A 24603-nucleotide genomic window follows, 5' to 3' on the forward strand; every position below is an offset into this window, starting at 1 on the left:
GTAGATAAGAGGGATTTCAATGTCTGCCTGGACGAAACAGTTTTTGACCTTATTGGTGAGCATCTTTCTCGTTGCTTGCGGCACTGACGAAGGGTCTGGTGAAAGCGAAGACGGTAATGATGATCCCGATACGACGGAGCAGGTCAGCCTGGCAGTAGGAACAGGGTCAGGAGACAGTTTTCAGGCAGGGCAGATGCGGGTTGGTAGCAAGAGCCTGTCTGCCGGCGGGTCAACGAATCTGTCATTTAATATCGTTAATACTGGAAAAGGCAATGAAATCTACAGCGGCGACCCTGTAGCGGTCTCGTTCGCGTCCAGTTGCCTGTTGGAATCGTCGCCAAAAGCGGAACTTAACGGTCCCCTGGAAATTGAAACCGGTTCGGGTGATGTATCCGTGCGCTATACCGCGAAAGGATGCGAGGGTAAGGATACAGTAACTGCGACTGCATCCGCTGTTGATGGCGCAAACGCATCCAGCGAGATCAGCTTCACTACTCCCGAGGTCAGCTCCACGCTTGATATTGCGGCGCCTGACAACCTAAAGGTCAGCGCTGCCACGCCATCGCCACAAACGTTGGATACTAAAGGGTCAGGGGTCAGTGGTAACGGGCAGACTGCCGAGGTGGTATTCACAGTGACCGCAGAAGGCGGTGCGAAAGTGGCTCGTGAAAAAGTCAACTTTGAATTGATTGGTGCAGATGCCCTTAGCGGAGACGGGGCGCCATCTTTGGAAAGCCAACAAGCTGAGACAGACAGCTCTGGTGAAGCGCCGGCGCTTGTCGCGGCAGGGACAGGGAACGCGGTTGTCCGTGTAGCAGCGTCTTTAGCGGACAACCCAGCTATCAGAACGGTTTCTGCGCCAATAGCCGTCAGTGGTGGGATTCCAACCCAGGAGGGGTTCTCACTATCGGTCTCCGATGCGCTCCCTCCTGCCGCGTGGAATACGGATGGCGTGACTTCTGAAATCACGGTCAGGGCGACTGACAACTACGGCAACAATTCGGGTAATGCCGTTGTTAACTTTGTAACGTCTGGCGGCTCCATAGAGGGTGATTGTATCCTCGATGAGAGCGGCAAGTGTACGGTGACATGGCGGAGCCAGCGGCCCAGACCAGGCAATGGTCGCGTGACGATTATGGCGCGGAGTCTGGGTGAGGAGAGCTTTACCGATTCAGACGGGAACCGTGAATATTCTCAGGGCGAGCCATACAGAAACTCCAGACCTGAACCCTACGTGGATGCGAATCAGAATGGCTCGTGGGACAACACTGAGTATTTCTTCGATCAAGACAATGATAAGACTCGCAGCGCCACGGGCACGACGGCATACGATGGTGCCAGCTGCCCTGCGGGTGAATCGTTCTGCACGCAAGGGCCTGTGCCGGTCTGGCGGGCGATAACGGATTTTTGGATGACATCCGATAACCTGCAGGTCCAGCTTAATGGCCCTAACGGTGGCGGCGATGGCGAGTACTGTGCTGCCGTTTCCGGTCAGACAGGCAATGGCAATTCAACGCCCCCGCCCAGCGGTACCACAATCAGCTTTTCGTTTGACAGCGACGGTGATGGGGAAATCACCTCCAAGACGACAGAGAGAACCGTGTCAGAGGATCCCAGAAGCACAGTGGCAGAGACGTTCTGCGTCAAAGCGGTTGGGCCGGGGAGACTTACTGTTGTGGCTGATCCGCAGACAGGGGAGTCAGCCGCTGAGACGTCCCGTGATCTGTGAGTGGTTGTAATCTGGGAGCTTCCGGTTAGGAAAATCTCCCTTTCTGAGCGTGTTCGCACCGGGCGGACCGCTGTTCTATCAATATCCAGAAACCTCCCCTGCGCGGGGAGGTTTTATATACAAATAGTTTCCTGACCCCCACTCATCCTTTCCTCTAAACCGCTCATCACCTCCCGAATGACACAGCCGTGTCGTACTTTATGCTGGTCCAATAGGAATTGATGCCATAGAGCTATGGAACCTTTATGAACCCAGGCAATCGAAACCACCGTTTACGTCTTTCATGGCGTGGCAGCCAGGGGCTCACTTTGGTTGAGCTGATGATTGTTGTTGCCATTACTGGCGTTATGGCGGCTATCGCTGTTCCCGCGTTTGATGGCTTTATCAGCCGTAATCGCATAACAGCCACAACCAATGACCTCGTTGGTGCTTTGAATCTGGCCCGCTCTGAGGCCGCTTCGCGCGGTGAGAGCGTTGATGTTGTGCCGTTAAAAGGTGATTGGGCGAAGGGTGTCAGCCTCAAAGCCAATGGTGCCAGCATTCACAGAGCATCGACGCCTGAGGGTGTTGAGTTCAGCGGCCAAGCGTTTACATTCCGTGCCGTAGGCGAGGTTCAGGACGGCAGTGGTAAGTGTTTGGAGATCATTGACGGCAATGGTAGTGGTCGCCACTCAGTAACCGTGTCGCCGGCTGGGCAGGTGCGGTCAAAAGATGCTGGGTGTGGGCCGTAATCAGTGCATGGGAGAGATGAGATGACCAGTTACTCGAATGGCGCCAGCAGGAGCCAGGGGTTTTCCATTGTGGAAGTCATTGTGACGGTGCTTGTTCTGTCCATCGGTCTGTTGGGCATGGCTGCGATGCAGACGCAGGCAATGAAGCAGACAACCGACATGAACCGTTACAGCATCGCCACGCTGCACGCTAATACGGTTGCCGAGGAATACCGCCTTTCTGGTGGATCTGACTGGAGTGAAACGCTGAAACCCATTAGAGCTGCGGTCCAGCGGGATCTGGGTGACGATGCAACGATCAGTCTGGAATCCGAGGATGAATTGCAACGCATAACCGTGAGCTGGAATGCCGGGAAGTCGAACGATAAGCAACAGAAGCAAACTGTAACCGTTTACGCGAGGAATGAACCGTGATGCGTCGAGTTGCAAGCTGTGGAAGCCGGGGCCTTACCTTTCATAGGGGTGTGACATTGATCGAACTGATGATCGGCATTCTGCTCTCGTCTCTGATCATGCTCGGAATTGTTCAGATCTTCATAGCCAACAACCAGAGTTTCCAACTGCAGCAGGCGAACGCTCGAACCCAGGAAGCGGGTCGAATCGCGCTTGAGATGCTAACGCGGGAAGTCCGCAATGCAGGCTACATGGGGTGTACGCCTGCAGAGGCTGACTTGGCGAACAATCTTGACGAGTCGGATGATGAGTACGATGAAAACGCGCATGCTCTGAACGCTAAGGAACCGATCAAAACACGTGCTGCGGCTGTAACGGACCAAAAAAGCGATACCGATCACTTATGGCTGATGGCGGCCAAGTCACCGCGGGACAGTAGCGGCGATTCGATCGAGATGCGGGTGGAAGACGTTCCCAACTCAGCCAATTTTAAAGTGAATAACGCGGAAGCGCTGGAAGAAGGAGATATTATCGCCATCACGGACTGCGTTGGGGGTGATGTTGTTCAGGTTACCAATGTTCAGGGCACCAATGGCGTTATTGTCGCCAATACAGGTAACACACAGTCGCCCGGCAACAGCTATGACCAACCACATACGAACTGCTCGGGCAATAATTGCCCGAGCAGGCTCTACAACGATGGAGCACAAATCAACCAGGTTAAATCCTATGTGTTCTACATCAAGGAGACCGCTGATGGTGTCTCGAGCCTCTACCGCCGGGATCTGACCGCAGGTAATGAGGAGGAATTGGTGCGGGGCATCCAGAAGATGAAGATTCAATACTGGCAGGCCGGTGACTGGAAAGAGACTCCCTCGGATGTAACCGACTGGACCCAAGTAAAGGCCGCCAGAATCAGTATTCTGGTGCGCTCGCCTGAGACGAACGTAGTGGAAGACCCGATGAATTATTGTTTTCCAGGGGAGCCGTGGACGGTCGCAGGAGACCCAAAAGAGTGTAAGCCCTCGAATCAGGAAACTGCGGCGGATAAAGGCGTCTATCGAGTTTATACGGCGACTGCATCAGTACGTAACCGGTTGATGAGTGGAGGGCAATAATGAGTAGGCATAGGCAAGCGGTTCCCGGAAAAACAAAACATCGGGGTGCCGCCCTGCTGCTGGCGCTGATCATACTGCTTGTGCTCACCCTTCTTGGGATTTCAAGCCTGGACGGCAGCCTGCTGCAAACACGTATGGCCAATGCCCAGCGCCAGAGTGTGGTAGCGCTGGAACTGGCTGATGCGGCTCTGGATGAAGTTGAAACGCAGATTAGAGCAGGATCGTTGGGAACCGACGATTTCTACAACAAGGGCAATGCCCCTGACCCGTTCCAAAGCGACACCTGGAATGACGCGAACTCGCACGAAGTCAAACTCGAAGGGTTCGAGGATGAGCGCTCGCCCGAGTATCGGTTCTTCGTGGAAGATATGGGTGAAATGCAGGTGCGAACGGGATCGATGGACGTGACCAACTCATCCGTGGTGGATGCGCGCCGGGTCCGAATCGTGGTGAACGCTCATAGCCCGCATGGCAATGGGCAGCGGCTGATTGAATCGTTCTACGTCTATGATGACGCCTGAACCTGAGTGTGGGGGAAGTATGAGCTGGGTTATACGCAATAAAACGTTTTACAAATGGTTGTCAGGGATAGGGCTGGCCCTGTTGCTTTGGCCATCGCTGATTGTAGGGGCCGAGCTGGTGGATAAGCCCCTGTTTGTGGGCTCGAAGGTTCAGCCGAATATCATGTTCCTGATGGATGATTCTGGGTCCATGCAGTTTGAGTATATGCCAAACGAAATCAGCTCGGCTTTTGGTGAGTATGTTTATCGAAGTCCTTGGGATGTGGGTAGCTCTGTTTACGATTGTGGTGATGGTGACCTGGTAAATCTGAATGGTGACTTTAGGTGTCGACTTGAGAGAGCGGTTAGTTCGGGGAAGGAGGTGGAAAACCAGTGGTATTTCTCCTCAAAAGAGAACACCGTTTATTTTGATCCGGACCCCGAGAAAGAATACCGCCCCCCCCTCAAGCCCAATGCGGAAGACGATGATGACCGCATGCCCGACGCGCGCTATGACAATGCATGGAAGAACGGGTACCAGGATTACTTCGCCGAGGGCGGGACCACCAAGGATGATTTGCGGGATGATTTTGAGCACAGTGGGGTGACATTTGATGAGTCTGGGGCGTTCTACTACGAATTCGATGGGGATGAAGAGGGCTGTGAGTCTGACCCGCGACAGAACAAGTGCTACAACTACGTGGCCGTTAATGATACCTCGGCTGATAGTGATGTCAGACAGCGTTTTGCGAACTGGTATGCCTACTACCGAACGCGCCGCTATACCGCGCGTGCCGCCATCAGTGAAGGGTTTGATAGGCTGGGTGAGAAAGCGCGCCTTGGCTGGGGCACCATCAACACCAGATCCTTTCAGGCGGGGAATGTGGATGGCACCCGCCAGGAGGCAGTTATTCAGGGGGTTCGCCCTTACGGTCAGTCGCATCGCAAGACCTTCTATGATTTTCTTTATACGGTAGATGCCAACGGGGGCACTCCGCTTCGCCGGGCTCTGAATGGTGCTGGTCGGTACTATGAGAAGAATGATCGGTCCTGGGCAGACGATCCGAGTTCTTCCACCTCCGAGCTGCGTGAATGCCGTCAGTCCAATACCATTCTGATGACGGATGGATTCTGGAGCTCCAACCAACCCGGTAGACCGCTCCCTGGTGATATCGATAGTGAGGCCGGTGAGCTGATACAGAATACGGCTGCAGGCGACAGCTACCGGTACCAAGCGAACGATTTTTGGTCGGATTCCGAAGGTAACACGCTTGCGGACGTCGCCATGGATTACTGGAAGCGGGATATCCGCAGTGGCTTGGACAATTTTGTGCCCAGTTCAAAGCTTAACCCGGCATTCTGGCAACACATGGTCACTCATGGTGTGGGACTGGGCGTTGATGGAACGCTTGATGCGGATTCTGTTGTTGATGAGCTCCAGAAGCTGGATCCAACTGATGAGGAGCAGGAACCGTTAACTGAGGCCGACCTGAAAGACGTCAATTGGCCGGATCCGGTCGCCGCTGGAAACGGTTCGCCGGAAAGGATCGATGATCTACTCCATGCAGCCATGAACAGCCGGGGCAGCTTTTTCAGCACCAGCCGAGTTGATGAATTCGCTCAAGAGATGGGCGGGCTCCTGAAAGAAATTGAGTCGGAAGCTGCGTCTTCCAGTGGTGTTTCTTTTGATGTCGCCACTATCAAAGAGGATGCTTTAACCTTTGCAGCTTCATTTGATCCTGCGAGTTGGAGCGGCGATATTCAGGCATTGCCGATCATTAAAGAAAAGGATGGAGACTTTACCTTTCCAGATACTCTGGACGGGGGTATCTGGTCAGCCGCGGATCAGTTGGACAAGCCGGGATTCACGAATCTCGACCGCACCATTATTACTGGATCAGATGGCGAGGGCATAGCGTTTAGATGGGATAAGCTTGATTCGGCACAGAAAGCTGACCTGGAAGCGGGCCCCGGGGACAATCCACAGGCTTTGCTTGATTTTCTGCGCGGAGCACGAAAGCAGGAGGGGTCAATGTTTCGTGAAAGAGCGAGCCGGTTGGGAGACGTTGTGAACTCGACACCGTCCTATGTTGGTGCGCCCAACGCCGGCTGGCCTGACCAAGAGCCCTACGCACCAAAGAATTCGCCTTATTCGGACTTTGAGTTTGATCAGAAGGATCGCACGCCGGTGATCTACGCGGGCGCTAATGACGGCATGCTTCATGGTTTCAAGGCCACAGAGGATGGCGGCGAAGAGGTGCTTGCGTACATACCTGAGTATCTCTATTCCGATCAACCGAACCAGGGCCTGCATGCACTAGCCGATCCGGCCTATCAGCATCAATATTACGTTGATCTGCCGCCAAGGACTCAGGATGTTTACGTTGATGGAGAATGGCGAACTATTCTGATCGGCGGTAGCCGCACCGGGGCGAGCGGGATTTTTGCACTCGATGTCACAGATCCGGCTGAGTTCTCTGAGAGCAATGCAACGGATATTGCGCTGTGGGAATTCTCCGATGCTGACGATGAGCGGCTAGGTCGCATCACCCAAGCGCCTATCATTACACCAGCTGCCTGGGGCAATAATGGGCAGGATGTGCGGTGGACGGTTTTTCTGCCCAACGGTTACAAGTCGGGCTCCCAGTCCACGGGCTTCTTTATGCTGGATTTTGAGGCGGGTATACAGGACGGTTGGAGCAAAAAGGCTGTCAATTATGTGGAGTTTGATACCGGATTCGGCGCAACCGGCCTTTCACCGTTGAAAGTTCTGGATACCGATGCCGATGGCATTGCGGACCGGGTCTATGCTGGGGATTTGGAGGGCAATCTGTGGGCGGCTTCCAGCCGGAATGGTTGGGGATCGGTTTACTCCAGTGGTAAGGGAGGAAACGCAACGCCCCAACCCTTGTTCAAGGCACGTGACGGCAAGGGCAATGCACAGCCTATAACAGCCGCACCGGCAGTAACCCGAACGCCTCTTCCTAATGTGAGTGCTAACGATGATGATTTTCTGGTAGTTCTGGGCACGGGTGAGTACGAATTCGAGGGCGCCCCGCAGGACGACCAGACGCAGAGCGTCTACGCGGTGCGGGACCAGGGAGAGAGTGGGCTCGACCGGGATGCACTGGTCTCGCGGGCTTTCACCACATCTGAAGAGTCGAAAGAAGGGGAGGATGGGAACGTTAAAGTACGCCAGTCCAATGGCGATAAGATGGATTATAATAGCAACGAGGGCTGGTACATCGATTTGCCGAAGCAGTTTGAGCGGGTGACAACGGCTGCCAGTATCCGTCGCGTTAAAACGTCTTCCGGTGTGCGTCAGGTTGCGTTCATTAATTCCATGATTCCTGACGTAAACCCTTGTGCTCAGGGAGGGCGAGGGTGGCTCATGGCGTTTGGGATTGATGGCCGTACACCTCAGACACCGGTATTCCTTGAGTTTGATAAACCAATTGTAGGTTACCAAGTTGGCGGATTGCCTAATGAGTCAGAGACGGTTGGCGGTGGTGATAAAGACTACCGAACCACCACGCTCTCTGACGGCAGCCTGGAGGGGACACCGATCTCGCCCAATTCAGCAGATGTGAACTGGCGGCTTGGCTGGCGGGAACTCATCCAATGAATGAACGACGAACATTCAGACGGGATGTGCGCCTCGGCTGGAGAGGATGCACGGGCGTGACGCTGATTGAACTGATGATCGTCGTCGCGATCATCGGTATCCTCACTGCCATTGCGGTTCCGACCTATCAGGGGTATGTGGAGCAGACCCGGCGCGCCACTGCTCAGAGCGATCTTATGGAGCTGTCACAGTGGATGGAAAAGCGCTACAGCAGGAACTTCAGCTATCAGGACAATAACGACAATGCGCCCACGCTGCCCTTCAATCATTCACCTCAGGACTATAAGGCAGCGGAGGCGTACTACGGCATCAGCTTTGATGGTAGTGTCACGGATGACGCTTACACGTTGCAGGCAAAACCCAAGAACGCCCAGACCGGCGACGACTGTGGCACCCTGACGCTGGACCATCAGGGTAATCGCGGTTCTGGCGGCAGTGATTGCTGGTAGTCGGGTTACGGGCAGCTCACGGGCTGCCCGCTGCTGCCCTGCACAATGCCGTCCCCGGACTGATCCTGGGCGTAGCGCAGGCGCCCGCCCATATTGATGATGAGTTGGCCGGCGTTTGTCTCGTCACCGCTTTCCGGGCACCAGGTCAGGTTGCCGAGCGTTCCTCGCGCCATACCATTGGGCCGGTACTGGAAATAGCCGCGGTTGCCCACGCGCACGTGCCAGTTGCCTGATTCGGGCGGCTCCTTAACGCGGAAAACCGCCTGATTACTGGTGAGCGCCCGCTGGTTGTCCGGATCAGCGAATACATGCACCGGCCGTTGCCAATCGCCTGTGCATTGATTGCTGGCATCGAGCGGGCAGATGGTTACGATGGTGCCCTGGCTGACGGCCTCGGTTCGGGCAAGATGGAAGAGGCCCACCATGCTCTGCATCTGGCTTCGGCGGGCGGTATTCTCGAAAAGTTTCTGCATGCCGGGCACGACGGTGGTGGTTGCAATGGCCAGCACCGCGATCACAATGATCAGTTCGAGCAGCGTCACGCCGCATTGTTTGCGTCTCATCCCTGAGAGTCCTTTTGTCTGATCCGTTCAATCCCTGTTCGGAAGCACAGATTCTAGGCAAACGGGCGCGGGCGGGCAACTACTCCATTCCCAGTTTTTTCAGCTTGTAGCGTAGCGCCCGGAAGCTGACCCCAAGCTGGCGTGCAGCTGCTGTTTTATTGCCCTCGGTCTGGGCCATGGCTTTGTCGATGGTAGTGCGTTCGATGGACTCCAGATAGGACTCCAGGTCCATGCCGCTTTCCGCAGGGTCTGGAAGGCCTGCGTTGCCGCCTCCCTCCGGGGTTTTTGAGGGGCCGCCGAGCTGTAGGTCCGAGGCGTTAATGGCGTCGTCCTCGCTCAGCGTGAAAGCCCTCTCTAGACAGTTCTCCAGCTCCCGCACATTGCCGGGAAAAGGATGCGCCTGAAGGGCGGTCAGTGCCTCTTTGCTGAGTTGGGCTGGTGGTAGCTCGTAGTCCTGCGCCAGGCGCGCGAGGATATGCTGGGCGAGGATTGGAATATCGGCCGTGCGCTCGCGCAGTGAGGGAACCCGCAGTTCAATAACGTTGATGCGATAGAACAGGTCCTGGCGGAACAGGCCGTCTTCCACGAGTGCGGCTAGGTTGCGGTGCGTGGCGCTGAGAACGCGCACGTCCACTGCTGTTTCCTCTTTGGCGCCGACTGGACGGATGCGTTTCTCCTGAATCGCCCGCAGCAGCTTGACCTGCATCGGCATGGGAAGGTCCGCGACCTCGTCGAGAAACAGAGTGCCCTGGTGCGCCGCCTGGAACAGGCCGTCTTTGTTCTCGGTGGCGCCGGTGAAGCTGCCCTTGCGGTGCCCGAAGAACTCGCTTTCCATCAGCTCCTGGGGAATGGCGCCGCAGTTGACGGGCACGAAGCGGTGCGAACGTCTTGGGCCGTGTTCGTGGATCAGCCGTGCCACCAGTTCTTTGCCGCTGCCGGATTCGCCGCTGATGTAAACCGGCGCTTGGCTGCGCGCGACCTTGCGCGCCTGGCGGCGGAGGGCGTCAATCTCGGGGGAGTCGCCCAGTAGGGGGTCATCCTCGTCGGGTCGGTCGTCGCCTTTACTCTGGCTGCCGGTGTCCGCGGGCAGGCGCAGGGCACTTTCCACCAGCTCGCGCAGGCGGGGCAGTTCCACGGGTTTGGAAACAAAATCGAACGCGCCGGTTTTAAGGGCGGTTATGGCGGAGTCCATGCTGCCGTAGGCGGTAATCACCGCGACCGGTACGCCGGGGCACTGGCTCTGCATCCAGTCCACCAGGTCGATGCCATTACCGTCCGGCAGGCTCATGTCGGTCAGGCAGAGGTGGAAGGGCTGATTGGCGAGCAGGTCGCGCGCTTCACTCAGTGTTGCGGCAGCGGTGCACTCAATGGCCATACGGCTGAGTGTGATGTCGAGAAGCTCCCGGATGTCGGGTTCGTCGTCAACGATCAGGGCCCTGTAATCACTCATGGTTCATTCATTCCCTATCAGGTTGGCGCCCGAGGCACTGAAATCCAGCGCGCGGCGGCCCGGATGGGCGAAGGTGATGCGGAAACAGCATCCCTCCGTGCCGCTTTCCAGGAGAAAGAGCCGGGCCTGGTTGGCCTCGCACAGTTCCCGGGCCAGATAGAGGCCCAGGCCCGTGCCTTCCTGTTCCGTGGTCTGGAAAGGCTCGAACAGGGAGGCCTGCTGGGAGTCACTCAGCCCTGGCCCGTAGTCCCATACATCAATATAGGCTCTCTGGCCGTCGTCGGTCACACCGGTACGCACGGTGAGTTGGGGGCGACCGGTGCGCTTTTGGCTGTAACGCAGGCCGTTGTCGATGAGATTGGTCAGGGCCTGCTGGAGCTGTGATGGGTCGAAGCGCGCTGATCCAGGGGAACCCGACAGTTTAAGGTCAATCAATACCGGTTCCTGAACCGTCTCGACATAGTCATTGACGACATGGGCCAGCCATTCACCCAGATCCATCAGGCGGACACTGGTGCTCCGCCGACGGGAGAGCTCCAGAACGTTCTCGATGATGGTGTTCACACGCTCACTATGGCGTTGGATGATGCCAGCCATCCGGCGATCGCCCTCATTAGTGCTACTGGACTCGCCCAGCAACTGGGCGGCGTGACTGATTGCGCCCAGGGGGTTGCGGATTTCATGCGCGATGCCGGCGGTGAGCCGACCCAGGGAGGCCAGTTTCATCTGCTGGGCCTGTTGGGTGATTTTGCCCGTGTCCTCCAGAAAGATCAGGATCAGGTGTTCCAGCGGACTGTCCAGGCGCATGAAGTTGGCCTGGACGCTGGGCGTATCGTTACGGGCCTGGAATGGTGGTGTGCGCTCGCCGGGCTGCTCGAGCCATTGATCCAATCGCTGTTTCAGGGGCTGGGGAAGCGTGGTGAGCCGGGGCGAGGCGCCACGCTCGCCCAGTAGAAGTTCGCCGGAAGCGGCGTTGGCCAGGCGGATGGCGCCATTAGGTTCCGCCACCAGGATGCCGGTGTGCATGCGCTGGATGATTTGGTGGTTGAGGTGTTCCAGCTCCTCAATGCTGCGGGCACGTTCTGAAGCCAACTGTTCGCTGGAGGCCAGGCGGCGGGTAATATTCTGGAGCAGAAAGGCGGCCGCAAAGTAGATCCCCCCCATAACCCCGGCGCGCACGATGGTATCCACGCCTGATAGATCCTGAAGCATCAACAGCGTGGCCGTGACCAGCGAGGCGAGCGTTGCCAGAGCGGCGTAGAAAGTGCCGATGCGGCCCGGAATCAGGATGTTGCCCGCAGCCACGCTGATGATCACCAGATTCACAATGCCACTGCTGATGCCGCCGCTGAAAAAGGCGAGCAGGTGGATCATCAGAATATCGGTCAGGATGGAGACGGTAATGTGCCAGGGCCGGAGTATATAACCGGCCAGCAGCAGCATACCGGTAACAATGTTCATCGCCAGGTAAGCGAGTGCCGTTGCCTGGAAAAGCCATTCATCGCGCAGCGTAGTGCCGACCAGATCGGTCTCGAGCAGCAGCAGGGCGACCAGCAGAAGGCTGACGGCGATCCGGTAGTAGTTGTAGACCCGGAACAGGCGGGCGCGCTGGTCTTTCCTTACTGCTGTGGGCGACGCCTCCATGGAGACTCCCTGTGGGTGCAACGTCAAAATGGTTTCAGCGGGTTATAATAGCGTTCCAGTGCCCATGGTGACAGGAGACAGTGGAATGACAGCGGGTTTGCGGGTTCTGATGGCCCAGTTTAATGCCACGGTCGGGGATATCCCCGGTAACGCTGAGGGCATACTTTCGATGACTCAGGACGCCGTACGTGAGCAAGGGGCGGAGATGGTGGTTTTTCCGGAGCTGGCGTTGACCGGCTACCCCCCGGAAGACCTGCTGCTGCGGCCGAGTATTGGTGTCAGGGTGGAGCGGGCGGTGGCCCATATTGCGGCTAATATGCCGGAGGTCGTCCTCGTCTTCGGTGCACCGCAGGTTACCGATGAAGGTCTGGTCAATGCAGCCATGGTGCTGGATTCCGGTCGGGTTCTGGGGCACGCGGCCAAGCAGTACCTGCCGAATCAGGATGTGTTCGATGAGAAACGCTGGTTCATTCCCGCAGTGGAGACAAGCGTGTTTGAGCTGCGGGGGCTGCCTGTCGCCATAACCATCTGCGAAGACATCTGGCATGAGCGCCCTGCGGCCTCCGCCGCTGAAAAAGGAGCGCGTCTGCTGATCAACCTCAATGCCTCTCCCTACCACCTAAACCGCCAGCCCGAGCGCCGGGAGCGCCTCGCTAGGGTTGCCCGCGCCCACAATCTGAGCATCGTCTATGTGAACCTCGTGGGCGGGCAGGATGAGCTGGTCTTTGATGGCGGGTCACTGGCGTTTGATGGTCAGGGGCGCGAGTGCACTCGAGCGCCGCGTTTTGACGAGGGGCTGCATGCCGTAATGCTGGATGCCACGGGTGGCATTCTGGAGACAGAAGCCGCACCAGAACCGGACGAGGATGCGCTCGCCTACCGGGCTCTGTGTGTTGGGCTGCGTGACTACATTGGCAAGAACGGTTTCCCGTCAGTGGTTCTGGGGCTGTCCGGCGGTATTGATTCGGCGCTGACTCTGGCTGTGGCGGTGGATGCCCTTGGGGCGGACCGGGTCGCCGCAGTGATGATGCCATTCCGTTACACCTCGGGGATTAGCCTGGAGGACGCGGAGCGTATGACGAACGGGCTGGGCGTTGAGTATCGGGTGCTGTCCATCGAGTCCATCTACGAGGCCTTCATGGGGACGCTGGCCGAGTCCTTCGGTGGCCAGGCTGCGGATACCACCGAGGAGAACCTCCAGGCACGGATCCGTGGCACGCTGCTGATGAGTCTTTCCAACAAGTTCGGCAGTCTGGTTCTGACCACGGGCAATAAGAGTGAGCTGGCTGTGGGCTACTCCACCCTCTACGGCGACATGGCGGGTGGCTTCAGTGTGCTCAAAGATGTGTCCAAGACGCTGGTTTACCGGCTTTCACGCTGGCGCAACCAGGAACAGGAGGCGATTCCGCAACGGATCATTGAACGTCCGCCTTCGGCGGAGCTGGCGCCGGACCAGAAGGACGAGGACAGCCTGCCGCCCTACGAAGTGCTGGACCGGATTCTGGCGCTGTACGTGGAGAAGGATGTGAGTGCTGAAGGCATCATTGCCGAAGGCTATGCGCGCGAGGACGTGATGCGAGCGGTCCGGTTGGTGGACATCAATGAATACAAGCGCCGTCAGGCACCCATCGGCACGCGCATCACGCAGCGCGGCTTCGGTCGGGATCGGCGTTACCCGATCACCAACCGCTGGAAAGCGGGCGACTGACGCCCGTTATTCCGTGCCCTCTGGCTCGCCCAGAAGGCCGAAGGTCAGCACACTGGTCAATGTGCGGTCCCGGATGCCGAAGCTTTGGCGCAGAAAGTCTCCGTCGTCGCTCAGTGCCGGGCTGTCAGGGTAGTTCTGCGCGAGTACGCGGGCGGTGTCCTCGCGCTCCTGGTCAAGGCCCAGGCGAGCGTACATTTCCGCCATGATGACCAGTCCTTCTTCCACCGCCGGCGTGCGGCTGTAGTCCTCGACCACGGTCTGTGCCCGATTAAGAGCCGCTATATAGGCCTCCCGCTTGATGTAGTATTCGGCTGCCGCCAGCTCTTGCCCGGCCATGCGGTTGCGAATGGCGATCATGCGCTGGCGGGCATCGGCCGCATAGCGGCTGTCCGGGTAGCGGTTCACCAGTTGAGAGAAATCGTCGAAGGCCTGGCGCTGCTGACCTGGGTCGCGGGCATCCACTTCAATGGGGAAGTACCGGGCGGCGAGGCCCAGGTCCATGTAATAGGAAGCGATGCCGCGCATGTAGAGTGCGTAGTCGGCATTCTCGCTCTGGGGGTTGAGCCGCAGGAAGCGGTCTGCCGCGCTCCGCGCCCCCTGGAGGTCCAGGTTTTGGTAGCGGGCATAGATCAGGTCGAGCTGGGCCTGCTCCGCATACCGGCCAAAGGGATAGTAAGTCTCCAGAGCCTCCAGATTCTGCTGGGCGGACTCGAAGTTACCGGCGTTCATGGAGCTGCGGGCCTGCTCGTAATACTTTTCTTCCGGCAGCGTATCGTCGCCAGTGCTGGCGCAACCGGCGACCAGCAGCGTGATGAGGACGCAGGCAAGAGCTTTGCCAGTGGTGCGCTGGCGGCTGCCCTGAGCGTTTTGGAATGGAGCCCGGCGCGTCATGCAAATACCTGTATACTGTGGTTTGGAAGGGTGTGAGTTGACGGCCATTGTAACGGCCGGGATCATGATTCGGAACCAGTAGAAGGCAGGACAGCGCAATCCATGACAAGCGGCACAGAGCGCATCGAGGCAAGCTTCAGTGTACCCCCGGAACTCAGCGACCAGCGGCTGGATCAGGCCGTGGCACGGCTGATGCCGGAGCACTCCCGTTCACGCATCCAGGGATGGGTGCGCTCTGGAGAGCTGACGGTCAATGGCGAGAAGCGCCGGCCGCGCGACCGGGTGCTGGTGGACGATCAGGTGGCGGTGGCCGCTGAAACGGTGGCTGAGGTCACCTGGGAGGCGGAGCCGATTGATCTCGACATCATCCATGAAGATGAGCACCTGATTGTGGTTAACAAGCCGGCAGGGCTGGTGGTACATCCGGCCGCGGGGCATGAAGCCGGGACGCTGGTGAACGCGCTACTCAATCATGCGCCCGAGCTCGAGCGGATTCCCCGTGCCGGGATTGTGCATCGGCTGGACAAGGATACGACCGGTATTATGGTTGTGGCCCGCAGCCTGGAGGCCCATACATCTCTGGTCGAGCAGCTGCAGGAACGGCGCATGGGGCGCGAGTACCAGGCGGTCTGCGTTGGCGAGTTGACGGGCGGTGGTCGCATTGATGAGCCCATTGGACGCCATCCCAGGCAGCGCAAAAAGATGGCGGTGGTACCTGATGGCCGTCCAGCGGTCACGCATTACCGGCTGGTGAACCGTATGGGCGGATTCAGCCATATCCGGTGTCAGCTCGAAAGTGGTCGGACCCACCAGATCCGGGTCCACATGGCCCACGTTCATCATCCACTGCTTGGTGACCCAACCTACGGTAGCCGTATGCGTTATCCGAAGGGAACCGATGAACCGTTGCGGGCCGTTCTGGATGGCTTTCGCCGTCAGGCCTTGCATGCCAGCCGCCTTGAGCTGGCGCACCCGGCCACCGACGAGTTCTGTGAATGGGAGGCGCCGCTGCCCGCGGATTTGCGGGAGCTTCTGGATGCTTTGGCGGCCTTCGTTGAGAGGCGCTCCGCGTCATGAGGCCGGTGTCCGACGAGAGTGCTTTCCTCCCTGAGTGGCCGGCGCCGCCAGGCGTACACGCGCTGGTCACAACCCGCCGAGGGGGCGTCAGCGAGGGGCCCTGGCAGAGTTTCAATCTTGGGGTTCATGTCCATGATGCTCCGGCTGCGGTGCGGGCGAACCGTGCCAAACTGGCTCGGATCAGTGGGCTGGCTCAGGATGCTTTTCATTGGCTTGAGCAGGTCCACGGCAATCGCGTGGTTCGCGTGCCCGCCATGGAGGCGACGCCGGTGGCGGACGCAGCTTGGACGGATCAACCCGGACAGGCCTGTGCGGTGATGACGGCGGACTGCTTGCCGGTTCTTTTCTGTGACGATCAGGCGAGCCGGGTAGCAGTGGCCCATGCCGGCTGGCGGGGGCTTGCGGCGGGTGTGCTGGAGGCTGCGCTGGGGGTGTTCCCGGAGCCTGCTCGGGTTCTGGCGTATCTCGGGCCCGCTATCGGGCCCGCCGCCTTCGAGGTGGGCGACGAGGTCCGCACCACTTTCACGGCCGATGATCCGGAGGCGGCCTTCCATTTCCAGCCGGCTTCTTCGCTGGGCGAAACCTGGTATGCCGACCTTTATGGCCTCGCCCGACAGCGCCTTGAAACAGCAGGCGTAACGCGCATCTTCGGGGGCTGCGCCTGCACGTTCTCGGATGAGGCGGACTTCTTTTCCTACCGCCGTGATGGCACCACTGGCCGGATGGCGTCGCTCATCTGGCTTGACAACGCTTGAAGAGTCGACAAAAGCCCCAATATCTTCCAGCAAAGGCAAGATCATAACCGTTGATGACGCCATCAGGCGGTTCCGGAAACAGTGGGAGAACGAATCCATGCGAATCGATAAGATGACAAGCCGGCTCCAGAACGCGCTGGCGGATGCCCAGTCACTGGCTGTGGGTAACGACAACAACACCATTGAGCCGCTGCACCTGATGCAGGCTCTGCTTGACCAGAAAGATGGCGGGACACGCGGGCTGCTGCAGCAGCTGAGCGTGGATCCCAACCGGTTCCGCCAGTCTGTGGCGGATGGCATCGACAACCTGGCGCGTGTGAAGGACAACCAGGGCGATGTCCAGATGGGGCAGGAGCTGGGCCGTCTGCTCAATATGGCAGACAAACTGGCGCAGCAGCGCGGCGATGGCTACATCTCGAGTGAGCTTTTCCTTCTTGCAGCGACCGAGGATAAAGGGGCTCTTGGCAAGCTGTTCAAGGAATTTGGCGTTACCAAGGACGCCATGGCTCAGTCCATCGACAGCATGCGGGGAGGTGAGACCGTGGACGATCCCTCAGCAGAGGAAAACCGTGAGGCACTGGATAAGTATACTTCGGATCTTACTGCCCGTGCGCGCGACGGTAAACTGGACCCGGTGATTGGCCGTGACGATGAGATCCGCCGCACGATCCAGGTGCTGCAGCGTCGCCAGAAGAACAACCCGGTGTTGATCGGCGATCCGGGAGTCGGCAAAACGGCCATTATTGAAGGGCTCGCACAGCGGATTGTTGATGGCGAGGTGCCAGACGGCCTCAAGGACAAGCGGGTGCTGGCGCTGGACCTTGGTGCGCTGCTGGCTGGCGCGAAGTACCGGGGCGACTTTGAGGAGCGCCTCAAGGCGGTGCTTCATGAGCTCGGCAAGGAAGAAGGGCAGGTCATCCTGTTCATTGATGAGCTCCACACCATGGTGGGCGCGGGCAAGACCGAGGGCTCCATGGATGCCGGCAACATGCTTAAGCCAGCCCTGGCGCGTGGTGAGCTCCACTGTGTGGGAGCCACGACGCTGGATGAATACCGCGAGAATATCGAGAAAGATGCCGCTCTGGAGCGTCGCTTCCAGAAGGTGATGGTGGATGAGCCCACCGAGGAGGACACCATTGCCATCCTGCGTGGTCTCAAGGAGCGCTATGAGGTGCATCACGGTGTGGAGGTCACCGATGGCGCGATCATCGCGGCAGCCAAGCTTTCCAATCGTTACATCGCGGATCGCAAACTGCCGGACAAGGCGATCGACCTGGTGGACGAGGCGGCCAGCCAGATCCGAATTGAGATGGACTCCAAGCCGGAATCGCTCGATCGGCTTGAGCGCCGGCTGATCCAGCTCAAGATCGAGCGCGAGGCGCTCAAGAAAGAAAAAGATGAGGCCTCGAAGAAGCGCCTGGATGAACTGTCGGAGCAGATCTCGGACCTTGAGAAGGAGTATGCGGATCTCGAGGAGGTTTGGAATACCGAGAAGGCGTCGCTCCATGGCGCTCAGAAGGTGAAGGAGCAGCTGGAAGAAGCCCGGATTGAGCTGGATAACGCCAGGCGCACCGGCGACCTTCAGCGCATGTCCGAGATTCAGTACGGCAAGATTCCGGAACTGGAGCGCCAGCTGGACATGGCCAGCCAGGCTGAGATGATGGAGATGCAGCTGCTGCGTAATCGGGTGACCGACGAAGAGATCGCGGAAGTCATCGCCAAGTGGACGGGAATCCCGGTTTCCAAGATGCTTGAGGGCGAGAAGGATAAGCTTCTGCGCATGGAAAACAGCCTGCATGAGCGCGTGATCGGCCAGGATGAGGCCATCAGCGCCGTGTCCAATGCGGTGCGGCGGTCCCGCGCTGGGTTGTCGGATCCGCATCGGCCGAACGGCTCCTTCCTGTTCCTGGGCCCCACTGGTGTGGGCAAGACAGAACTGTGCAAATCGCTTGCGAACTTTTTGTTCGACACCGAAGACGCCATGGTGCGCATCGATATGTCCGAGTTCATGGAGAAGCATTCTGTGGCGCGGCTGATCGGTGCACCGCCGGGTTACGTTGGGTATGAGCAGGGTGGTTACCTGACCGAGGCCGTGCGGCGTCGGCCCTATTCGGTGCTGCTGCTTGATGAGGTCGAAAAAGCGCACGGGGATGTGTTCAACATCCTGTTGCAGGTGCTGGATGACGGGCGACTGACCGATGGTCAGGGACGCACGGTCGATTTCCGCAATACTGTGGTGGTTATGACCTCCAATCTGGGCTCGGACATCATCCAGAACATGGCCGGCGAAGAGCAGTACGAGCAGATGAAGAGCTCGGTGATGGAAGTGGTTGGCAGTCACTTCCGGCCTGAATTCATCAACCGTGTTGATGATGTGGTGGTCTTCCATCCGCTGGATGAAGAGCAGATTGAGGGCATTGCCCAGATCCAGCTCGAGCAGCTCAATGAGCGTCTGGCTGAGCAGGAGCTGAGTCTGACTCTGTCTGACGAGGCAATGAAGAAAATCGCCGGTGTTGGCTATGATCCGGTGTATGGCGCAAGGCCGCTCAAGCGGGCAATCCAGCGCTACATCGAAAATCCGCTTTCCCAGAAGCTGCTGGAGGGCGAGTTCCCGTCAGACAGCACCATCCGCGCTGATGTGGAAGGTGATGGCTTGCGTTTCACTGTGACCTGAGGCTCTGGCCTCATTCACAGTTTTTGTCACGGATTTTTTCGTAGCGTTTGCGTTCCGCTGCCTTTTCCTTCGGGGAAAGGTAGCGCCGCTCTCCATCCTCCATAACCTGAACACGCGCATTCTGATCCAGGGTCTTGAGCGCCTGCCGGGCCGCTTCACAGTTCTTCCTCCGGATCGCCTGCCTCTCCTGATCAGTCTTCTTGTTACCGTTTTCCTTGTCCGTACTGTTGTCGTCTGAGTTGTTTGCTTGCGAGCCACCATCAAAGGTATTGGTTGTTTTTGGAGAAACCGGTTGCGCATCAACGCCTGCCGGGGGGTTGGAGCCGAAACTGGTTTCACCGGCCTGGTTGGTCCAGCGGTAAATTTCGGCGCTTGCCGGAAGGGCAACCGCGAGTGCAGCAAGTAGCGAGATGTAGTGGGCGATGCGCATCATGGAGCTCCGTGACAGGGATTGATTAACCCCGAATCTAGCGGATCATACGGTGATCGCAAAATGTGCCGTTACGCAGGGTGTTACGGTTGACACTCCGGCACACCCTGTCAGAATTGAATGTGCCTGTACGCAGTTGAATTGCATGGCGGCAACCCCGGTAGTGTAATTCCTCGGCATCCACACCATTCAATCCTCTGTACACCTTTACCCTCAGGGTGCAGTTGTCCCGGTGCCAACCTCCTCGCGGGGCGGTGTGGTACAGAGCCCGATTCAGCTTTCACAAGAAGCGGTTTTTCCAGGGCACAGGCAGTGGAAGAGACATTGAACATTGATTGCTGTGTAAGAGGGTGATCCAACGTGGAATTACTGTCTGGTGCCGAAATGCTCATCCGGTCCCTCAAGGACCAGGGTGTTGACTACATATACGGATACCCCGGCGGGGCTGCGCTGCACATCTACGATGCGCTGTTCCGTCAGGATGATGTCAAACACATTCTAGTGCGCCATGAGCAGGCCGCTACGCATATGGCGGACGGCTATGCGCGCGCGACCGGTGAACCGGGTGTGGTTCTCGTGACCTCGGGTCCGGGCGCCACCAACACCATCACTGGTATCGCAACTGCCTCCATGGACTCGATCCCCATGGTCGTGCTCTGTGGTCAGGTCGCCTCCCATCTCATCGGTGAGGACGCTTTCCAGGAGACCGACATGATTGGCGTTTCGCGGCCGATCGTGAAGCACAACATGACGGTCCGGCATCCCTCCGAGATTCCCCAGCTCGTGAAGAAGGCGTTCTATCTCGCCAAAAGCGGTCGGCCTGGGCCGGTGGTTATCGATATTCCGAAGGACATGACCGCCCCCAACGGACGTTTCGAGTACGAGTATCCGGAAAAGGTGAGCATGCGCTCCTACAACCCGGCCGCAAGGGGGCATGCCGGCCAGATCCGGCGCGCTGTGGATATGCTGATGAACGCCCGTCGGCCCATCATCTACGCTGGCGGCGGTGTGGTTCTGGGTAAGGCCTCTCAACAGCTCACGGATCTTGCCCATGAGCTGGGTTTCCCGGTAACCAACACCATTATGGGGCTGGGCGGCTTCCCGGCTACTGATGAACAGTCATTGGGATGGCTGGGGATGCACGGCAGCTATGAATCCAACATGGCCATGCATCATTCCGATCTGGTATTAGCGATCGGGGCGCGCTTCGATGACCGCGTAACCAACGCCACCGACAAGTTCTGCCCCGGGGCCCGCATTGTTCATGTGGACATCGATCCTGCCTCCATCTCCAAAACAGTGCAGGCGGATGTTCCCATTGTCGGGCCCGTGGATTCGGTAGTCGATGAAATGCTCTCGCTGGTGCGGGAAAACGGGGAGCAGCCGGATCAGGAAGCACTGGCGGCGTGGTGGAAGCAGATCCGTGAATGGGGCAATTACCGTTCGCGTTATCACTACGAGCAGAACGGCGACAATATCATGCCCCAGGAGGCGATCGAGGCGCTCTATCGTGTCACCAAAGGGGATGCCTACGTCACCTCGGACGTCGGTCAGCATCAAATGTTTGCTGCCCAGTTTTACCCGTTCGACAAACCCAATCGCTGGATCAATTCCGGTGGTCTGGGCACCATGGGCTTCGGCTTCCCTGCCGCTATGGGCATCAAACTGCATATGCCTGAAGAAGAGGTGGTTTGTGTCACGGGTGAAGGCAGTATCCAGATGAATATTCAGGAACTGTCCACCTGTAAGCAGTATCACCTGCCAGTGAAGATTATTAATCTGAATAATCAGGCTCTGGGTATGGTCAAGCAGTGGCAGGACATGAACTATGAGTCGCGTTATGCGCATTCCTACATGGATTCGCTGCCGAATTTCGAGAAACTGTTTGAGGCTTATGGCCACGTGGCATTCACCGTCTCGCGACGCGAGGATCTTGAGCCGGTGCTCGAAAAGGCGCTGGCCATGAAGGAGCAGCTCGTCTTCGTCGACATCTACGTGGATCCCTATGAACACGTCTACCCGATGCAGGTGGCCGGGGGGTCGATGAAGGATATGTGGCTCAGCAAGACGGAGAGGGTCTGAAACCATGCGGCGAATCATATCGGTCCTGATGGAGAACGAGCCCGGAGCCCTCTCGCGCGTGGTGGGGCTGTTTTCCCAGCGCAATTACAACATCGAAAGTCTTGCGGTGGCGCCAACGGAGGACCCGACGCTGTCGCGTCTGACGCTAACCACCGAAGGCTCTGACAAGGTGATTGAGCAGATCACCAAGCAGCTCAATAAGCTGGTCGAAGTGGTCAAGCTTGTTGATCTTACCGAGGGCAGCCATGTGGAGCGTGAGCTGATGCTGATCAAGCTGCGCGCCACCGGGGCTCAGCGGGCCGAGATCAAGCGGACGGTCGATATTTTCCGCGGCCAGATCGTGGACGTGACCAGTACGGTCTACACGGTACAGCTGACCGGTGACGGCGAGAAGCTCGATGCCTTCATTCAGGCGGTCGGCACCATGGGGGTTCTGGAAGTTGTGCGCTCGGGCGTCTCCGGAATCGCCCGCGGTGAGAAAGTGCTGTCGCTCTGAATCACCCGTTTCAAAATCAAAGACACTCAGACACAGGGGAACGTAATGCAGGCCTACTATGATAAAGACTGTGATCTTTCCATTATCCAGGGCATGAAGGTTGCCATCATCGGTTATGGTTCCCAGGGGCATGCCCATGCCAACAACCTCAAGGAATCCGGTGTCAGCAACGTGGTTGTTGGGCTTCGCCACGGGTCTTCCTCCTGGAATAAAGCTGAGGATGCTGGTCTGAAAGTCCAGACCATCGAGGACGCCGTCAACGCTGCGGATGTTGTCATGGTCCTTACGCCGGATGAGCACCAGAAAGCGCTGTACGAGCAGCAGATTGAACCGAACATCGGCAAGGGCGCCGCGCTGGCGTTCGCGCATGGCTTCAACATCCATTACAACCAGATTGAGCCGCGTGCGGATCTGGATGTGATCATGATCGCGCCCAAGGGGCCGGGACACACCGTTCGAAGCCAGTATGTCGAGGGCAGCGGTGTGCCGTCGCTGATCGCGGTGAAGCAGGATGCCACAGGTAAGGCCAAGGACACCGCCATGTCCTACGCGTCTGCTAATGGTGGTGGTCGGGCCGGGATCATCGAGACCAGCTTTCAGGAAGAGACGGAAACCGACCTCTTCGGTGAGCAGATGGTGCTTTGCGGTGGTACCAGTGCGCTGATCCAGGCCGGCTTTGAGACTTTGGTGGAAGCGGGGTATGCACCCGAAATGGCTTACTTCGAGTGCCTGCACGAGCTCAAGCTTATTGTGGACCTGCTCTATCAGGGCGGTATTGCGGATATGCGCTACTCCATTTCCAATACTGCAGAGTACGGTGACGTGACCCGTGGCCCGCGCATCATTAACGATGACACCAAGAAAGAAATGCGCAAGTGCCTGGATGAGATCCAGAGCGGCGAATTCGCGCGCGAGTTCATTCTTGAGAATCAGGCGGGTCAGCCCACTCTCAAGGCCAAGCGCCGGATCGCGGAAGAGCATCAGATCACAGAGGTAGGTGATCGTCTGCGCGGCATGATGCCCTGGCTGCAGAAAAGCCGTCTGGTCGGCAACGAGTGAGGTTGCGTTGCAGCGCGGTGCAGCATTGATGGAAGAGGTGGCCTGATGGCGGAATCCGAGCAGGATATGTCGTCCACCGGCGAAACCGGTGAAAGCGAGATTGAAGGTGCCGAAGTAGTTGAGGAAGAGGTGGTGGGTGGATCCCGCGTGCGTAAGCGCGGGATCTACCTTCTCCCGAACATGTTCACTACGGCGTCGCTCTTTTCCGGGTTTTACGCCATTGTGGCGGGCTCAAACAGTGATTTCGCGATGGCCTCCATCGCCATATTTGTGTCCATGGTTCTCGATGGCCTGGACGGTCGCGTGGCGCGCCTGACCAACACTCAGAGCCGTTTCGGCGAAGAGTACGACAGCCTGGCGGACATGGTTGCCTTCGGCATTGCGCCGGGGTTGGTGGCGTTTTTCTGGGCGCTTAATGAGCTCGACAAACTCGGGTGGATCGTAACATTCATCTATGTGGCAGGTTCGGCTCTTAGGCTGGCTCGATTCAATACTCAGATCGGGTCTATCGACAAGCGTTACTTCGTGGGGCTCCCGAGTCCGTCGGCGGCTGCTGTCGTCGCCGGAATGGTCTGGTGTTTCCACGAGTTTGATCCAGGAGTTTGGCTGAACAGTCTTGCGGTGTTGCTTGTGGCCGGGGCTGGAACGCTGATGGTCAGTAATGTGTTGTACTACAGCGGCAAGGATCTTGACCTCAAGGGTCGGGTTCCTTTCGCTGCCATACTGTTGGTGGTTCTGGCGTTCGCTGTTGTGGCGATTGAGCCTCCAGTCATACTGTTCCTCGCCTTTCTGGTCTACACTATGTCAGGGCCACTCCTATGGGTTTGGCGCCGGTTGATCCGTAAAAAGAGGCGACGTCAGGGCTGAATGCGGGGAGATGGATTCCGGGACACCGGACGACAGCATCCGCAAATTGAAAAGCTTATTGACGTCACACGCTCAGGGTGTATTATGCGCATCTCTTTCGGGGCAAAGGGCTCGCAAGGCAGCGATACTTCGCGCTTTTTGCGGTATAACCATGCTTCGGGTCCGGTAAAAGTTCCGGGCTTATTGAGCTTCTGAAACAGGATTTAAATCGCCTGTTGACGCGATCACAATGAGATGTAGAATACGCATCTCATTCGGGGCAACGGCCCAAGGCGGCGACGCTTTGAGGCGAAACGGGTTGTTCCGAGGGTTGACAAAATTCTGAAATGCTTTAGAATTTTGTTTTCCGAATCAGGGGCTTA

Annotated in this window: 20 protein-coding genes; 15 read left to right on the forward strand and 5 right to left on the reverse strand. The window is 58.0% G+C overall.

The window, feature by feature from the left end:
* The first annotated feature begins 19 nt into the window (after positions 1–19).
* From AAF659_RS10630 to AAF659_RS10660, 7 genes are all read left to right on the forward strand, one after another.
* On the forward strand, positions 20–1729 hold the full coding sequence (locus tag AAF659_RS10630) for a hypothetical protein (protein WP_349751726.1): 1710 nt from the start codon (positions 20–22) through the stop codon (positions 1727–1729).
* Positions 1730–1974: 245 nt separating this feature from the next.
* On the forward strand, positions 1975–2460 hold the full coding sequence (locus AAF659_RS10635; protein ID WP_349751727.1) for a GspH/FimT family pseudopilin: 486 nt from the start codon (positions 1975–1977) through the stop codon (positions 2458–2460).
* A 21-nt stretch (positions 2461–2481) separates the two neighbouring features.
* Entirely contained in the window at positions 2482–2874 is a 393-nt protein-coding gene (locus AAF659_RS10640; RefSeq protein ID WP_349751728.1) for a type IV pilus modification PilV family protein, read from the forward strand.
* Positions 2875–2930: 56 nt separating this feature from the next.
* Positions 2931–3971, forward strand: coding sequence for a PilW family protein (locus AAF659_RS10645; RefSeq protein WP_349751729.1), 1041 nt, complete (start codon positions 2931–2933; stop codon positions 3969–3971).
* Positions 3971–4492 carry a pilus assembly PilX family protein gene (locus AAF659_RS10650; RefSeq protein WP_349751730.1) on the forward strand — a complete coding sequence of 174 codons (522 nt, stop codon included), beginning with the start codon at positions 3971–3973 and terminating at the stop codon, positions 4490–4492. Before AAF659_RS10645 ends, AAF659_RS10650 begins: the two co-directional genes overlap by 1 nt.
* Positions 4479–8096: a pilus assembly protein gene (locus AAF659_RS10655; RefSeq protein WP_349751731.1), complete on the forward strand. Its 3618-nt coding sequence runs from the start codon at positions 4479–4481 to the stop codon at positions 8094–8096. Before AAF659_RS10650 ends, AAF659_RS10655 begins: the two co-directional genes overlap by 14 nt.
* Positions 8093–8545, forward strand: a complete 453-nt coding sequence (locus AAF659_RS10660) for a type IV pilin protein (protein ID WP_349751732.1) — start codon at positions 8093–8095, stop codon at positions 8543–8545. The genes AAF659_RS10655 and AAF659_RS10660 overlap by 4 nt, the downstream gene beginning before the upstream one ends.
* Before the next feature lie 5 nt (positions 8546–8550).
* Here the strand turns inward: AAF659_RS10660 and AAF659_RS10665 are convergent, their stop codons facing one another.
* The 3 genes from AAF659_RS10665 to AAF659_RS10675 all read right to left on the reverse strand — a co-directional run bounded on the left by AAF659_RS10665 (position 8551) and on the right by AAF659_RS10675 (position 12202).
* Entirely contained in the window at positions 8551–9108 is a 558-nt protein-coding gene (locus AAF659_RS10665) for a GspH/FimT family pseudopilin (protein ID WP_349751733.1), read from the reverse strand.
* Positions 9109–9187: 79 nt separating this feature from the next.
* Positions 9188–10558: a sigma-54-dependent transcriptional regulator gene (locus tag AAF659_RS10670; protein WP_349751734.1), complete on the reverse strand. Its 1371-nt coding sequence runs from the start codon at positions 10556–10558 to the stop codon at positions 9188–9190.
* Between the two features lie 3 nt (positions 10559–10561).
* Complete coding sequence (locus AAF659_RS10675) at positions 10562–12202, reverse strand: ATP-binding protein (RefSeq protein WP_349751735.1); 1641 nt, start codon at positions 12200–12202, stop codon at positions 10562–10564.
* 85 nt (positions 12203–12287) lie between these two features.
* On the opposite strand from AAF659_RS10675, the gene AAF659_RS10680 reads away from it, so the two are divergent.
* Complete coding sequence (locus tag AAF659_RS10680; RefSeq protein ID WP_349751736.1) at positions 12288–13910, forward strand: NAD+ synthase; 1623 nt, start codon at positions 12288–12290, stop codon at positions 13908–13910.
* A gap of 6 nt (positions 13911–13916) precedes the next feature.
* Here the strand turns inward: AAF659_RS10680 and AAF659_RS10685 are convergent, their stop codons facing one another.
* Positions 13917–14801, reverse strand: coding sequence for an outer membrane protein assembly factor BamD (locus AAF659_RS10685; RefSeq protein ID WP_349751737.1), 885 nt, complete (start codon positions 14799–14801; stop codon positions 13917–13919).
* Positions 14802–14903: 102 nt separating this feature from the next.
* Here AAF659_RS10685 and rluD point away from each other — a divergent pair, with 102 nt between their 5' ends.
* From rluD to clpB, 3 genes are all read left to right on the forward strand, one after another.
* Complete coding sequence (rluD, locus tag AAF659_RS10690; protein WP_349751738.1) at positions 14904–15878, forward strand: 23S rRNA pseudouridine(1911/1915/1917) synthase RluD; 975 nt, start codon at positions 14904–14906, stop codon at positions 15876–15878.
* Complete coding sequence (pgeF, locus tag AAF659_RS10695; protein ID WP_349751739.1) at positions 15875–16633, forward strand: peptidoglycan editing factor PgeF; 759 nt, start codon at positions 15875–15877, stop codon at positions 16631–16633. The genes rluD and pgeF overlap by 4 nt, the downstream gene beginning before the upstream one ends.
* A 97-nt stretch (positions 16634–16730) precedes the next feature.
* Positions 16731–19307: an ATP-dependent chaperone ClpB gene (gene clpB / locus AAF659_RS10700; RefSeq protein ID WP_349751740.1), complete on the forward strand. Its 2577-nt coding sequence runs from the start codon at positions 16731–16733 to the stop codon at positions 19305–19307.
* 10 nt (positions 19308–19317) lie between these two features.
* On the opposite strand, the gene AAF659_RS10705 is transcribed toward clpB, so the two are convergent.
* The gene (locus AAF659_RS10705; RefSeq protein WP_349751741.1) at positions 19318–19740 is read right to left on the reverse strand and encodes a DUF4124 domain-containing protein; all 423 of its coding nucleotides are present in this window, start codon (positions 19738–19740) and stop codon (positions 19318–19320) included.
* Between the two features lie 357 nt (positions 19741–20097).
* Here AAF659_RS10705 and AAF659_RS10710 point away from each other — a divergent pair, with 357 nt between their 5' ends.
* The 4 genes from AAF659_RS10710 to pssA are packed head-to-tail and all read left to right on the forward strand — an operon-like array spanning position 20098 to position 24241.
* Positions 20098–21819: an acetolactate synthase 3 large subunit gene (locus AAF659_RS10710; protein WP_349751742.1), complete on the forward strand. Its 1722-nt coding sequence runs from the start codon at positions 20098–20100 to the stop codon at positions 21817–21819.
* A 4-nt stretch (positions 21820–21823) separates the two neighbouring features.
* A complete protein-coding gene (gene ilvN, locus AAF659_RS10715; protein ID WP_349751743.1) occupies positions 21824–22315 on the forward strand; it encodes an acetolactate synthase small subunit in 492 nt (163 codons plus the stop codon).
* A 45-nt stretch (positions 22316–22360) separates the two neighbouring features.
* The gene (ilvC, locus tag AAF659_RS10720; protein WP_349751744.1) at positions 22361–23374 is read left to right on the forward strand and encodes a ketol-acid reductoisomerase; all 1014 of its coding nucleotides are present in this window, start codon (positions 22361–22363) and stop codon (positions 23372–23374) included.
* A 45-nt stretch (positions 23375–23419) separates the two neighbouring features.
* Positions 23420–24241 carry a CDP-diacylglycerol--serine O-phosphatidyltransferase gene (pssA, locus tag AAF659_RS10725; RefSeq protein ID WP_502949206.1) on the forward strand — a complete coding sequence of 274 codons (822 nt, stop codon included), beginning with the start codon at positions 23420–23422 and terminating at the stop codon, positions 24239–24241.
* The last annotated feature ends 362 nt before the right edge of the window (positions 24242–24603 follow it).

This window comes from Salicola sp. Rm-C-2C1-2 (assembly GCF_040196175.1).
In the GTDB taxonomy this organism is placed as follows: domain Bacteria; phylum Pseudomonadota; class Gammaproteobacteria; order Pseudomonadales; family Oleiphilaceae; genus Halospina.

What these genes read in the sequence shown, in the direction of transcription:
- AAF659_RS10630 (WP_349751726.1), top strand. Translation starts at nt 20, where the DNA reads ATGTCTGCCTGGACGAAACAGTTTTTGACCTTATTGGTGAGCATCTTT.
- AAF659_RS10635 (WP_349751727.1), top strand. Translation starts at nt 1,975, where the DNA reads ATGAACCCAGGCAATCGAAACCACCGTTTACGTCTTTCATGGCGTGGC.
- AAF659_RS10640 (WP_349751728.1), top strand. Translation starts at nt 2,482, where the DNA reads ATGACCAGTTACTCGAATGGCGCCAGCAGGAGCCAGGGGTTTTCCATT.
- AAF659_RS10650 (WP_349751730.1), top strand. Translation starts at nt 3,971, where the DNA reads ATGAGTAGGCATAGGCAAGCGGTTCCCGGAAAAACAAAACATCGGGGT.
- AAF659_RS10655 (WP_349751731.1), top strand. Translation starts at nt 4,479, where the DNA reads ATGATGACGCCTGAACCTGAGTGTGGGGGAAGTATGAGCTGGGTTATA.
- AAF659_RS10660 (WP_349751732.1), top strand. Translation starts at nt 8,093, where the DNA reads ATGAATGAACGACGAACATTCAGACGGGATGTGCGCCTCGGCTGGAGA.
- AAF659_RS10665 (WP_349751733.1), bottom strand. Translation starts at nt 9,108, where the DNA reads ATGAGACGCAAACAATGCGGCGTGACGCTGCTCGAACTGATCATTGTG.
- AAF659_RS10670 (WP_349751734.1), bottom strand. Translation starts at nt 10,558, where the DNA reads ATGAGTGATTACAGGGCCCTGATCGTTGACGACGAACCCGACATCCGG.
- AAF659_RS10675 (WP_349751735.1), bottom strand. Translation starts at nt 12,202, where the DNA reads ATGGAGGCGTCGCCCACAGCAGTAAGGAAAGACCAGCGCGCCCGCCTG.
- AAF659_RS10680 (WP_349751736.1), top strand. Translation starts at nt 12,288, where the DNA reads ATGACAGCGGGTTTGCGGGTTCTGATGGCCCAGTTTAATGCCACGGTC.
- AAF659_RS10685 (WP_349751737.1), bottom strand. Translation starts at nt 14,801, where the DNA reads ATGACGCGCCGGGCTCCATTCCAAAACGCTCAGGGCAGCCGCCAGCGC.
- rluD (WP_349751738.1), top strand. Translation starts at nt 14,904, where the DNA reads ATGACAAGCGGCACAGAGCGCATCGAGGCAAGCTTCAGTGTACCCCCG.
- pgeF (WP_349751739.1), top strand. Translation starts at nt 15,875, where the DNA reads ATGAGGCCGGTGTCCGACGAGAGTGCTTTCCTCCCTGAGTGGCCGGCG.
- clpB (WP_349751740.1), top strand. Translation starts at nt 16,731, where the DNA reads ATGCGAATCGATAAGATGACAAGCCGGCTCCAGAACGCGCTGGCGGAT.
- AAF659_RS10705 (WP_349751741.1), bottom strand. Translation starts at nt 19,740, where the DNA reads ATGATGCGCATCGCCCACTACATCTCGCTACTTGCTGCACTCGCGGTT.
- ilvN (WP_349751743.1), top strand. Translation starts at nt 21,824, where the DNA reads ATGCGGCGAATCATATCGGTCCTGATGGAGAACGAGCCCGGAGCCCTC.
- ilvC (WP_349751744.1), top strand. Translation starts at nt 22,361, where the DNA reads ATGCAGGCCTACTATGATAAAGACTGTGATCTTTCCATTATCCAGGGC.
- pssA (WP_502949206.1), top strand. Translation starts at nt 23,420, where the DNA reads ATGGCGGAATCCGAGCAGGATATGTCGTCCACCGGCGAAACCGGTGAA.